Source organism: Chryseobacterium sp. G0162 (genome assembly GCF_003815715.1).
GTDB lineage: Bacteria > Bacteroidota > Bacteroidia > Flavobacteriales > Weeksellaceae > Chryseobacterium.
Genome location: NZ_CP033922.1, coordinates 4,708,701 through 4,720,719 on the forward strand (window position 1 = coordinate 4,708,701; position 12,019 = coordinate 4,720,719).

General features: G+C 34.3%; 14 protein-coding genes. All 14 read left to right on the top strand.

The annotated features are described in order from the left end of the window. Window positions 1-477 precede the first annotated feature (477 nt). The 14 genes from atpB to EG344_RS21135 all read left to right on the top strand — a co-directional run bounded on the left by atpB (window position 478) and on the right by EG344_RS21135 (window position 12,008). Entirely contained in the window at window positions 478-1,605 is a 1,128-nt protein-coding gene (gene atpB, locus EG344_RS21070) for a F0F1 ATP synthase subunit A (protein ID WP_123856076.1), read from the top strand. Window positions 1,606-1,655: 50 nt separating this feature from the next. Beyond that, complete coding sequence (locus tag EG344_RS21075; RefSeq protein ID WP_007844726.1) at window positions 1,656-1,874, top strand: ATP synthase F0 subunit C; 219 nt, start codon at window positions 1,656-1,658, stop codon at window positions 1,872-1,874. 104 nt (window positions 1,875-1,978) lie between these two features. Next, a complete protein-coding gene (locus tag EG344_RS21080) occupies window positions 1,979-2,473 on the top strand; it encodes a F0F1 ATP synthase subunit B (RefSeq protein ID WP_115973782.1) in 495 nt (164 codons plus the stop codon). 2 nt (window positions 2,474-2,475) lie between these two features. Beyond that, window positions 2,476-3,015 (top strand): ATP synthase F1 subunit delta, encoded by a 540-nt coding sequence (gene atpH / locus EG344_RS21085; protein WP_065394237.1) that lies wholly within the window; start codon window positions 2,476-2,478, stop codon window positions 3,013-3,015. Between the two features lie 16 nt (window positions 3,016-3,031). Then, window positions 3,032-4,609, top strand: coding sequence for a F0F1 ATP synthase subunit alpha (atpA, locus tag EG344_RS21090; protein ID WP_123911281.1), 1,578 nt, complete (start codon window positions 3,032-3,034; stop codon window positions 4,607-4,609). Between the two features lie 76 nt (window positions 4,610-4,685). Then, on the top strand, window positions 4,686-5,549 hold the full coding sequence (gene atpG, locus EG344_RS21095; RefSeq protein ID WP_123911282.1) for an ATP synthase F1 subunit gamma: 864 nt from the start codon (window positions 4,686-4,688) through the stop codon (window positions 5,547-5,549). 269 nt (window positions 5,550-5,818) lie between these two features. Continuing rightward, the gene (locus EG344_RS21100; RefSeq protein WP_123911283.1) at window positions 5,819-7,177 is read left to right on the top strand and encodes a hemolysin family protein; all 1,359 of its coding nucleotides are present in this window, start codon (window positions 5,819-5,821) and stop codon (window positions 7,175-7,177) included. An 11-nt stretch (window positions 7,178-7,188) separates the two neighbouring features. After that, the gene (locus tag EG344_RS21105; protein ID WP_123911284.1) at window positions 7,189-7,494 is read left to right on the top strand and encodes an ATP-dependent Clp protease adaptor ClpS; all 306 of its coding nucleotides are present in this window, start codon (window positions 7,189-7,191) and stop codon (window positions 7,492-7,494) included. A gap of 207 nt (window positions 7,495-7,701) precedes the next feature. Further along, entirely contained in the window at window positions 7,702-8,316 is a 615-nt protein-coding gene (udk, locus tag EG344_RS21110) for a uridine kinase (protein WP_045497309.1), read from the top strand. Window positions 8,317-8,321: 5 nt separating this feature from the next. After that, window positions 8,322-8,678, top strand: coding sequence for an FtsB family cell division protein (locus tag EG344_RS21115; RefSeq protein ID WP_068943509.1), 357 nt, complete (start codon window positions 8,322-8,324; stop codon window positions 8,676-8,678). A 111-nt stretch (window positions 8,679-8,789) separates the two neighbouring features. After that, the gene (locus EG344_RS21120; protein ID WP_123911285.1) at window positions 8,790-9,953 is read left to right on the top strand and encodes a methylmalonyl-CoA mutase family protein; all 1,164 of its coding nucleotides are present in this window, start codon (window positions 8,790-8,792) and stop codon (window positions 9,951-9,953) included. 78 nt (window positions 9,954-10,031) lie between these two features. Further along, window positions 10,032-10,415: a GxxExxY protein gene (locus tag EG344_RS21125; RefSeq protein WP_123911286.1), complete on the top strand. Its 384-nt coding sequence runs from the start codon at window positions 10,032-10,034 to the stop codon at window positions 10,413-10,415. Between the two features lie 34 nt (window positions 10,416-10,449). Beyond that, window positions 10,450-11,598 carry a THUMP-like domain-containing protein gene (locus EG344_RS21130; RefSeq protein ID WP_123911287.1) on the top strand — a complete coding sequence of 383 codons (1,149 nt, stop codon included), beginning with the start codon at window positions 10,450-10,452 and terminating at the stop codon, window positions 11,596-11,598. A 137-nt stretch (window positions 11,599-11,735) separates the two neighbouring features. Continuing rightward, complete coding sequence (locus EG344_RS21135) at window positions 11,736-12,008, top strand: hypothetical protein (RefSeq protein WP_123911288.1); 273 nt, start codon at window positions 11,736-11,738, stop codon at window positions 12,006-12,008. The last annotated feature ends 11 nt before the right edge of the window (window positions 12,009-12,019 follow it).

A 12,019-nucleotide genomic window follows, 5' to 3' on the forward strand; every position in this document is an offset into this window, starting at 1 on the left:
AGGAAGTTTTCCTTAGATATTAAAATACAATATAACCTCCATCCTTTTTTTCTGCTTCCGGCTTCTAATGCATAGAAGAACTCAGAATAGTTTTGTTTCAAAAATTATAATCCTATTTTTGCAGCATGAATTTTCTTGATAGTTTCATTATTGTATTATTAATATCATTACTTAATATAATAGTATATATAATATTTAAAAAGTATTTGTACGGTAAACAGGATGCAGGAATGAAATTTCTTGTCATTAACCTGTCTAAGGATCTGATCTGGCTTATTGTGTCTTTAATAATCATAGACAAGACTAAAGCTAATTTTCTCTTTATAGTGATCTGTTTTCTCATCGCATCATTCCTTATTTATTTACCCATAATAAAACTCATTAATAAGTCTTGATTTTTTTGATGATAAAAATCAATTTTTAGTATTGGTAAAGTTTAATAAAATCGATATATTTGCACACGATTAAAAAAGAGATATGAACAGAAAAATTTCTTCATTATTTTTCGCATTTTTATTTGTGTTTATAAGCAGTTTAGCTGCAGCTCAACACGAATCAGAAGGAGAAGTATCAGCGGAAAAAGTAGAGAACAAAGAAGTGAAAGACGGCTTCAATGCGACCACTATGATCATGGAGCACATTGGTGATTCTAATGAATGGCATTTATGGACTACAAAAGATGAAAGTGGTGAAGAACATCACGTTTCTATCCCTTTGCCTGTTATTATTAAAGATAATGAAGGATGGCATACTTTTCTTTCTAGCAGTATTGCTCACGGACACGAACATGATGGGTATACTTTAGAGCACGGACAGGTAGTTTCTACTAAAGGAGTTGAAAAAGCTACATTATTTTCAATCATTAGTGGAAAGCAAAAATCAAACGAAGTGTTTTTTGATCTTTCAGTAACAAAAAACGCAGCTTCAATGTTCTTGTCAGTAATTTTTATGGCAGTAGTGTTCATAGGAATGGCAAGAAACTATAAAAAATCACAACTTCCAAAAGGTATTGGAAAATTAATGGAGCCGGTGATTGTATTTATCAGAGACGAGGTGGCTATTCCAAATATCGGGTCTGTTAAATATAAAAGATACATGCCTTATTTATTAACTGCATTTTTCTTTATCTGGATTAACAACCTATTTGGATTGATTCCTTTCTTTCCTTTCGGGGCAAACCTTACAGGTAACATTGCAATCACAGCGGTATTAGCTATTATTACATTGTTAATTACATTATTCAGTGCGAATAAAGATTACTGGAAACACATCTTTATGCCGCCAGTTCCAATCTTATTGTATCCAATTATGGTTCCAATCGAGATTATCGGAATCTTCACAAAGCCTTTCGCTTTAATGATGCGACTTTTCGCTAACGTTACAGCGGGACACATTATGATCTTGGCGATCGTTTCATTGATCTTCATTTTCAAAACTCCATTATTAGGATTTGCATCTGTACCATTAGCATTATTTGTTTCAGTATTGGAATTACTGGTAGCAGCATTGCAAGCATACATCTTCACTGTATTATCCGCATTATTTATCGGAATCGCAGTTGCAGAGCACGAACATGAGCACGGTCACGAAGAGCACGCTCACTAATTAAAAGAAAGAATTTAAAATAATTTTTTAACTAATATAATTTATTTATTATGGATTTATCAACAGGAGCAGGATTAATTTACGTAGGTATCGGTTTAGCAGTACTAGGTGTAGGTCTAGGTATCGGTAAAATCGGTGGTCACGCAATGGACGCTATCGCTAGACAACCAGAACAAGCTGGTAAGATTCAAGGAGCAATGCTTATTGCTGCTGGTCTTATTGAAGGTGCTGGTCTTATCGCGATCATCTTTGGTGCTTTCATCAAGTAATCTATCCTCAAAAAACATTCTTAGCAGTAAAGCGGTTGGCTGCTGCTAAGAATCTTTTAAAAAAACGATCCATAAAATAACATTTAAAAAAAGAATTTACAGATATGGGAATTATTGAACCTGGAATTGGACTTTTGTTTTGGATGACGCTTACTTTTGTTATCCTATTATTTCTTCTAGCTAAATTCGCTTGGAAACCAATTGTAAATGCTGTTAATGAAAGAGAAACTTCTATCATTGATGCATTAAACCAAGCTAAATTGGCTAAAAAAGAGATGGAAGATCTTAAAGCTGACAACGAAAGAATTATTCGTGAAGCTAAAATCGAAAGAGACGCTATCCTTAAAGAAGCTAGAGAAATTAAAGACAGAATCGTAGGTGAAGCTAAAGATGTAGCTAAAGCTGAAGGAGATAAACTTATCGAAGCTGCTAAGCAAACAATCAACGCTGAGAAAAATGCTGCAATGGCAGACATCAAAACTCAAATCGGTGCTTTATCTGTAAACATTGCAGAGTCTATCTTGAAACAAAAGTTAGATAACACTGAAGCTCAAAACGAATTAGTTCAAAATTATATCAACAAATCTAACCTTAACTAAGAATGCTTACATCTAAAGTAGCGAAAAGATACGCACAGGGTTTACTTGATTTCACGAATGAATCAGGTCAGACAGCTGCCGTATTTTCTGAAATGAAAGATGTAGTGAAGATCATGATTGAATCTAAAGATTTGAACAAATTCTTCCTTACACCTTACATTGATGCAAAAAAGAAAATAGAGGTAGCAAACGAAATTTTCAAAGGTTTATCAGCATCTTCCCAGAATTTGATCAGATTGGTTATTAAGCACGGACGTGAGAACCAATTAAAGAATATCGCTCAGGAATTCATCAACAAAGTTGAAGATATCAACGGAGTGCAGAGAGTAACGCTTACCACAGCAACTCAGCTTTCTAAAGAGAATATTGATCAGATTCTAAGATCCACCAACTTGGTAAATGCTAATTCAAACTTCGATTTGAAAGTAAATATCAACCAGGATATTTTAGGTGGATACATCCTAAGAGTAGGAGACCAGCAGGTAGACGCGTCTGTGAAGACCAAATTGAACCAAGTTAAAAAAGATTTCCAATTAAATTAAGAAAAACAACCATACAATGGCAGAAATAAATCCGGCAGAAGTATCTGCGATCTTAAAACAGCAATTGGCCAACTTCGATACTCAATCAAACGTTGAGGAAGTAGGTACAGTTTTAACCATCGGTGATGGTATTGCTCGTGTATACGGGTTAGAAAACGTACAATACGGAGAGTTGGTGAAATTTTCTAGTGATGTAGAAGGTATTGTACTTAACCTTGAAGAAGACAACGTAGGTGTTGCTCTATTAGGTGAAAGTAAATTAGTAAAAGAAGGGGATACAGTAAGAAGAACAAACAGAATCTCTTCTATTAAAGTAGGAGAAGGGATGTTAGGAAGAGTAGTTGATACTCTTGGTAACCCTATCGATGGTAAAGGTCCTATCACAGGAGATTTATACGAAATGCCATTAGAAAGAAAAGCTCCTGGAGTTATCTTCAGACAACCGGTAACTGAGCCTTTACAATCTGGTATCGTTGCAATTGATGCGATGATTCCTGTAGGAAGAGGTCAGAGAGAGCTTATCATCGGTGACAGACAAACAGGTAAAACTACTGTTGCGATCGATACGATCATCAACCAAAAAGAATTCTTTGATGCTGGTAAACCAGTATATTGTATATATGTTGCTATCGGTCAGAAAGCTTCTACTGTAGCACAAATCGTTAAAACGCTTTCTGATAAAGGAGCTTTAGCATATACTGTAATTGTTGCAGCTAACGCATCAGATCCAGTTCCAATGCAGGTATATTCTGCAATGGCAGGAGCTTCTATCGGTGAGTTCTTCAGAGACACTGGTAGACCAGCGCTTATCGTTTATGATGATTTATCTAAACAAGCTGTAGCTTACCGTGAGCTTTCTCTACTATTAAGAAGACCACCGGGCCGTGAAGCTTACCCTGGAGACGTTTTCTATCTTCACTCAAGACTTTTGGAAAGAGCTGCAAAAGTAATCGCTGATGACGAAATTGCTAAGCAAATGAATGACTTACCAGAGTCTCTTAAGCCAATCGTGAAAGGAGGTGGTTCATTAACTGCTCTTCCAATCATCGAAACTCAGGCAGGTGACGTTTCTGCGTATATCCCAACTAACGTAATCTCTATTACTGACGGACAGATCTTCTTGGAGTCTGATCTATTCAACTCAGGGGTTCGTCCGGCGATCAACGTAGGTATCTCTGTATCGAGAGTAGGAGGTAACGCTCAGATCAAATCAATGAAAAAAGTATCTGGTACTCTTAAATTAGACCAGGCTCAATATAAAGAACTTGAAGCGTTTGCTAAATTCGGTTCTGACCTTGATGCTTCTACTTTAGCAGTAATCTCTAAAGGAGAAAGAAACGTAGAAATCCTTAAGCAGCCGGTAAATGCACCACTTCCTGTAGACAGTCAGGTAGCAATCGTATACGCTGGAACAGAAAACTTAATGAGAAACGTTCCATTGAACAAGATTAAAGAATTCCAACACGAGTATATCGAGTTCCTAAGATCTAAGCACCCTGATACTATGGCTGCTATCAAGTCTGGGAAAATTGATAACGATATTACTAGCGTTCTTAAGCAGGCAGCTAACGATTTAGCTTCTAAATACAACTAAAAAAATTCAATGTTTAAGGTTTAAAATGTAAGTTTTAAGCCTTAAACTTTAGACCTTAAACTTTGAACCCAAATTAATGGCAAACTTAAAAGAAATACGAGGCAGAATTACGTCAATTTCATCTACGATGCAGATTACACGTGCTATGAAAATGGTTTCCGCTGCGAAACTTAAAAAAGCACAGGACGCAATCGTAATGTTAAGACCTTATTCTGAAAAATTACAGGAGCTTATCCAGAATGTAAATTCTAGCTCTGATCCTGATCAGATTTCTGTATATGCTCAGAAAAGAGAGGTTAAAAGAATACTTTTCATCGCTGTTACTTCAAACAGAGGTCTTGCGGGAGCTTTTAACTCTTCAATCGTAAAAGAGCTTAACCTTCAGTTTCAGAACAATTCTCAATATGAGATTGAAGTTCTTCCTGTAGGTAAAAAAGTATATGATGCTGTAAGAAGAAATCGTTCAGTATATGCTAATGGAAGTTCTGTTTATGATAATTTGAACTTTGATGCAGTTGCTCATATTACAGAAGGTGTAATGACCAGCTTCAAAGAAGGTAAATTTGACGAAGTTTACGTTATTTATAACAAATTCGTTAATGCTGCCACTCAGGAAGTAACTACAGAACAGCTTCTTCCAATCTCAATGCCTGAAACTACAGAGCCACAGGTTGAAACAGATTATATCTTTGAACCTAATAGAGCTGAGATCCTGGATAATTTGATTCCAAAATCAATTAAAACTCAGGTTTTCAAAGCGATCTTAGATTCAGTAGCATCTGAGCACGGAGCGAGAATGACTGCAATGCACAAAGCAACAGACAACGCAGAAGCGCTTAGAAATGATCTTAAGATCTTCTACAACAAAGCAAGACAGGCTGCAATTACCAACGAAATCTTGGAAATTGTTTCCGGAGCAGAAGCTTTGAAAAATTCGTAAAGAATTATTTTAACATACAATCAAAAGCATCGATTTATCGGTGCTTTTTTTATTTCAAAAGGGTTGAAACTGTGATTAAGTATCCAAAATTCATTCTTTTGCACAGAAATGAATGTCTTTATCCAATTATTTTTTTTATTCTAAAATAGATAGGTTTTAAGAAGTCAAATTTTTGTTTAAAAATTACCTTATTGAAATAATCTATCCAGGATTCAGGTTATTTTTATTTTGCATATCTTTGTACCTAATAAAATTTATACAACTTCTAAATGGACTCGGACATAGTCAGGCTTTTGCTGGCCTTATTTCTTGTTTTACTAAATGGCTTCTTCGTAGCCGCAGAATTTTCAATTGTTAAAGTTCGTTACTCACAAATCCAAATAAAAGCCGCAGAAGGCGATTCTATGGCTAAGCAGGCAGAACACATTATCAAGCACCTTGATGAATATCTTTCCGCTACACAATTAGGTATTACGTTGGCATCACTTGCCCTTGGATGGGTAGGAGAAAGCGCACTGCACCATATTTTTGAAAATATGTTCACGTCTTTGAACATTGATTTGACTCAGACAACAATTACTACCATTTCGGTAGCGACCAGTTTTGTACTGATTACTGTTATGCACATTGTATTTGGTGAACTTATTCCTAAATCGATAGCCATCAGGAAATCGGAAGCAACCACTATGGCAACAGCAGTTCCATTAAGGGCTTTTTATACTGTTTTCAAACCGTTTATCTGGTTAATGAATCTTATGTCAAACGGTTTCTTAAGACTGATCAAAATTCACCCGGCTTCAGAGCAGGAAATTCACTCTACAGAAGAACTTCAGCTTTTGGTAAAACAAAGTGCTGACAGTGGTGAAATTGAAGAAGAAAACTATGAGATCATTAAAAATGCTTTTGATTTTACAGATCACTCTGCGAAACAAATCATGGTTCCAAGACAAAATATTACTTCCATCGACTTCGAAGAAGATGTGAATGATATTATTAATAAAATTATGGATAGTGGATATTCCCGTATCCCTGTATATATCGATTCTATTGACAATGTGATCGGAATTTTCTACACCAAGGAAATTATAAGAGAATTTGTTAAAAGAAAAGGAGATTTGGATCATGAAGATCTTAAAGACTTAATGCGTGACGCCTTTTTCGTGGTGGAAAGTAAAAAAGTTTCAGACTTATTGAAAACTTTCCAATTGAAAAAACAGCATATTGCTATCGTTATTGATGAATTTGGAGGAACTGAAGGAATTATTACCCTGGAAGATATTCTTGAAGAGCTTGTAGGGGAAATTCAGGATGAAGAAGATGACGAGGAAAAGATCGTTGACAAAATAGCGGATAATACCTATTGGGTACAAGCGACTCAGCCTTTGGATGAGATCAATGAATTTTTACCTAAGAAGCTTCCTCTTTCAGAAGAAAGCGAATACAACTCATTGGCTGGGTTTATTCTTTATGAACTGGAAGAAATTCCTGAAGAAAACCAGGAATTTAATTTGGACGATTATCACTTCAAAATCCTGAAAATGAATAATAAGAGTGTGGAACTTGTTGAATTGATATACCAGGAACCCAATGCTATTGATAGTTTAGCAGAAAAAATTGGTGAAGTTTAAAACAACTAAGAATGAATTTTTATAATAGCATAAAAGACTATGAAAATCCAAAACGTCAATATGAGGAAGAAGTCCTCGTTCTGGATGATACGGATGAAGTCTATAAACTTGTATTGCATAATGATGATATTCACACCTTCGATTATGTAATAGATAGCCTGATTGAAATATGCAAACATACTTTGGAACAGGCAGAACAATGTACAATTCTTGTTCATTATAAGGGCAAATGTACCGTAAAAACAGGCTCATTGGATATTTTGAAGCCTATGCACGAAAAATTACTTTCACGCGAATTAACAAGTGAAATCGTATAAAATAAAAACCGACAAGTCAATTGTCGGTTTTTTTATTGAATTTAGGGGTGAAAATCGAGTAATAACAATACATCACAAAGAATGACGACATTCCGGGAAATCTTTTAATCTTTAAATGCTTTAATCTTTTAATTTCTCAATATTCTTGCATTGCCACATTTTATCTAAAATAGTATATTTGTACCAACTATAAAGAAACAAAAAACAATGCTTGTAATAGGAATTGCCGGTGGAACAGGATCTGGCAAAACTACAGTTGTTGATAAGATACTTCAGCAGCTTGATATCGAAGGAATGAATATCCTTTCTCAGGATAATTATTATCACGACAACCAAGGTCTTACATTGACAGAAAGAGAGGCTTTAAATTATGACCATCCGAAGTCAATAGATTTTGAACTATTGATAAAACACGTAAAAGCTTTAAAAAATAACGAGCCGATAGAACAGCCGATTTATAGCTTTGTAACGCATTCCAGAACAGGAGATCACGTAACTGTAGAACCTAAGAATGTATTGGTAGTAGAAGGAATTTTGGTTCTTACCAATAAAGAATTACTCAAAGAATTTGACTTGAAAGTTTTTGTTCATGCAGATTCTGATGAAAGGCTTATAAGGAGGATCAGGAGAGACACCCAGGAAAGAGGAAGAGATCTGAGCGAAGTATTACACCGTTATCAGACTACTTTAAAACCAATGCACCAGGAATTCATTGAGCCCTCTAAAAATGATGCCGATCTTATTATCCCTAATATGAAGCAGAATTCCGTAGCGATTGATTTTTTAACTACTGTTATTAAGAACTCGTTGAAAAAACATTAAAAAAAATGGAAGAAAACAACCTTATCAAAGACATTCAGCCGAAATCTGAAACATTCAAACTTATCCAGAAATATGTATTGAATAAGTATACCATTACGATCTGTCTGTTTTTGGTATGGATGATTTTCTTCGACAAAACCTCATTTCTCGTAATTAATGAACTGAATGGTGAGATTCATAAATATGAAGATCAGCTGGAGTATTACAAAAAAGAATACGAAAAGAATGATGCTTTCTATAAAAAACTGATGAACAACAAATCAGAAAAAGAAAAATACGCGAGAGAAAATTATTTTATGAAGAAACCGAATGAAGAAATCTTCATTTTGGTGGTAGACAGTACAAAAGTCGCTAAGAAATAAAAGAATGGTAAAAGTGTCTATGGTGAATGGTCAATTGGAGGTGTTTGATGGGAGACTATTCACTTGTGAAGCAAAATTAACCATTGACAATTCACAATTTAAACAAAACTAATGTCAAATACAGCTACACTTCCAAACTGGGAAAATTTAGTAAAAAAGCAACTTAAAACAGAGGATATTTATCCTATTCTGGAAAAACAAAATCTGGAAGGAATAGAAGTAAGACCTTTCTATACAGAGGTTAAAAAACCTTTGGTAAACCTGCCGAGAGTTGAAGAAAGTACCCATTTGGTAGCCAGATACCATGAAAGTCTGGAAGAAGAAGTATTTGCATTTCTCATTGATCAGAATGTAGAACATTTGGCAGAGAAAACCATTTTTGTCAACAATAAAGATCTTGCAGGACATATTAGTCCACAGGAAGAAGATCAATATTTTTCTTTGATTGATGTTTTTAATGAAAAAGAAGCAACTATTGACGATCAGCTGACAAAAGAATTACTGGCAAAAGGATTCAAAAGAAGTATTTGTGTAGATATCTCGTTGCATCAGAATGCAGGAGCGGCCATCTATCAGCAATTAGGGATTGCTTTAGCCAAAACAAAAGAACTGGTAGAAGTATATGGAGCTGAAATTCTCAACCAATTAATCTTCAAAATTGCTGTAGGAGGGAATTATTTCTTCGAAATGGCAAAATTAAGAGCCTTTAAAATGGTTTTTAACCAGTTTTCCAAAGAATATGGATTGGATGAAGTTCCTTATATTTTTGCTGAGACCTCTCTTAGAAATAAGGCTGTTTCTGATAACGAAAACAATCTGATCCGCTCTACATTGGAGCTTGCTTCAGCAATGATTGGCGGAGCAGACGCTGTTTTTACAAACAATTATCTTGTTGACAGAAGTACGGATAACTCAGAAGAGATCTCTTTCAAACAACAGATTGTATTGGCGTATGAAAGTATCATCAATGTATTTGAAGATGCTGCTAACGGAAGCTATTATGTTGAAGATATCACTCAACAGATTGCAGACAAGTCATGGGCTTTATTTGTTGAAATGGAAGAAGCAGGAGGCTATCTTGAGCTTTTAAAGCAGGGCGTAGTTCAGAAGAAGATTTATGACCATGCTATTGAAGAACAACAATGGATCGAAGAGGGGAAAATAAAGCTGATCGGAGTTAATTTGTATCCAAAATTAGACGTTAAAAAGTCAATTAATGATCTATATAACGAAAAAGAAATAAAAGCCGTTCGTTGGGCAGAAATGTTTGAATAACACTTAGATATTTCCCACAGATTTCTCAGATAACACAGATTTTAAAGATAAAAACTGTGAAATTTAAACATAATACAAATGAATGAAAATGAGATTAGTTTTTATATCAGAAAATCTATTTTTTCTGTATATAATGAATTGGGACCCGGTCTGTTGGAGAAAGTTTATGAAAAAGTTTTGGCTTATGAACTTGAAAATAATGGCTTAAGTGTTAAAACACAAGTTTCTATTCCAATAAAATTTAAAGATATAATTATTGACTCAAGTTTTATAGCAGATATAATCGTAGAAGATAAGGTAATTATCGAAATAAAATCAATCCCGGAAATAGCTAGTGTTCATCACAAACAACTGCTAACTTATTTAAAATTGACTAATCTTAAATTAGGAATTTTAATCAATTTTAATACAGATTATATTGATAAAAATATTATTCGAAAAATAAACGGAAATATTAACTAAAATCAAAAAAGAATCCGTGTAATTTGTGAGATCTGTGGGAAATATAATATTAAAACAGGACGTTCAAAACTATATCAATGCAAATCTAAAAACAGATCTGCACTCATTGTTATTGAAAAAATCTCCCTTTCCGGAGGTTTCTATGCAGGAGATTGTTCAGCAAATCAAAGGGAAACAAGTAGCAGAGAAAAAGTTTCCATTCCTATTGAAAGAGGGTGTTATCTTTCCTCCACAACTTAATATGGAGCAGTCATCCTCTGAAAAGACCGCTCTTTATAAATCCGAGATTTTAAAAGGCAAAAAATTTATTGATCTAACCAGCGGTTTTGGAATTGATGCCTATTATTTATCCCAAAATTTTGAAGATATAACTTTAATAGAGCAAAATACAGAGCTTTTAAAAATCGTTGAACACAATTGGAATACTCTTGGGAGGAAAGCAAGGTTTATCAATCGGAAACTGGAGGATTTCTTGAATGAAAATCAGGAAAAATTTGATACGATTTATCTGGATCCGGCACGAAGAGATGAGAATAAAAATAAAGTCTTTCTCTTGGAGGATCTTTCTCCAAATATCCTTGAAATTCAGGAAAAATTACTGTCAATATCAGATCAGGTAATCATTAAGCTTTCTCCATTGATTGATTTGAAGTATCTTATTTCTGTTTTGCCCAATATCTTCAGATTTGATATTATCGCACTTAAAAATGATGTAAAAGAGGTTGTAGCTTTCTTATCCTGGGAAAATAAGAATGGAATTATTGGCAACTGTGTGAACCTTGAAAGCGGAGAATTCAGCTTTAGTTTTACTTTTGGGGAAGAAGAAAATGCTCAATCGGAGTATTCAGAACCTGAAAAATTCATTTATATTCCTAATAATACCATTTTAAAAGCAGGGATTTTTAATTTAATTGCTGAAAAATTCAAGGTTAAAAAATTGCATCCCAATACCCATATCTATACATCTTCTGAAAGGATTATAGATTTTCCCGGAAGGATTTTTGAAATGGAAGTTATTGATTCTAAAAAGATTAAAAAGAAAGATCAATATAATCTTATTTCAAAAAACTACCCTTTAAAACCTGATGAAATCAAAAAGAAATACGGATTGAAAGATGGCGGAAATGATTACCTTATTTTTACACAGTCCAAAAAAGGGAAAATTATTTTAAAATCAGTATAAAAATGTTGCCAAAAGAAACAGGATTTCTTAATTTTGGGCAATCAAAAATTAGAGCATGAAATCGCTCGCTATTTAGATATTCAGAATAGAATGAAATAGTGCGGTTCCATATGACATTAAAAAAATAAATTTTACATATGAAAAAATTAGTTATATGTTTAGCGATTGCAACAGTAGCTGTAAGCTGTAAAAAAGTATCGGCTGGTGGAAATAAAGGTACTTTAAAGCTTGAAGAAGGAGTAGAAAGATATTCTGATGACGCTCAGGGCGGAAAAGCTCATGGTACACATGAGGTTGCTGCTGAACACAAAGAAGAAACTGCAAAACCTGAAGCTGCAGCTCCTAAAACAGATAGTACTGCTGTAAAGCCTGCTGAAACAAAAGAAGAGGCTCCAAAAGCTGGACACTAATTAATTAGTAT

Bases quoted from the DNA above. Each gene is read 5' to 3' on its own strand.
- atpB (WP_123856076.1), top strand. From the start codon at position 478: ATGAACAGAAAAATTTCTTCATTATTTTTCGCATTTTTATTTGTGTTT.
- EG344_RS21075 (WP_007844726.1), top strand. From the start codon at position 1,656: ATGGATTTATCAACAGGAGCAGGATTAATTTACGTAGGTATCGGTTTA.
- EG344_RS21080 (WP_115973782.1), top strand. From the start codon at position 1,979: ATGGGAATTATTGAACCTGGAATTGGACTTTTGTTTTGGATGACGCTT.
- atpH (WP_065394237.1), top strand. From the start codon at position 2,476: ATGCTTACATCTAAAGTAGCGAAAAGATACGCACAGGGTTTACTTGAT.
- atpA (WP_123911281.1), top strand. From the start codon at position 3,032: ATGGCAGAAATAAATCCGGCAGAAGTATCTGCGATCTTAAAACAGCAA.
- atpG (WP_123911282.1), top strand. From the start codon at position 4,686: ATGGCAAACTTAAAAGAAATACGAGGCAGAATTACGTCAATTTCATCT.
- EG344_RS21100 (WP_123911283.1), top strand. From the start codon at position 5,819: ATGGACTCGGACATAGTCAGGCTTTTGCTGGCCTTATTTCTTGTTTTA.
- EG344_RS21105 (WP_123911284.1), top strand. From the start codon at position 7,189: ATGAATTTTTATAATAGCATAAAAGACTATGAAAATCCAAAACGTCAA.
- udk (WP_045497309.1), top strand. From the start codon at position 7,702: ATGCTTGTAATAGGAATTGCCGGTGGAACAGGATCTGGCAAAACTACA.
- EG344_RS21115 (WP_068943509.1), top strand. From the start codon at position 8,322: ATGGAAGAAAACAACCTTATCAAAGACATTCAGCCGAAATCTGAAACA.
- EG344_RS21120 (WP_123911285.1), top strand. From the start codon at position 8,790: ATGTCAAATACAGCTACACTTCCAAACTGGGAAAATTTAGTAAAAAAG.
- EG344_RS21125 (WP_123911286.1), top strand. From the start codon at position 10,032: ATGAATGAAAATGAGATTAGTTTTTATATCAGAAAATCTATTTTTTCT.
- EG344_RS21135 (WP_123911288.1), top strand. From the start codon at position 11,736: ATGAAAAAATTAGTTATATGTTTAGCGATTGCAACAGTAGCTGTAAGC.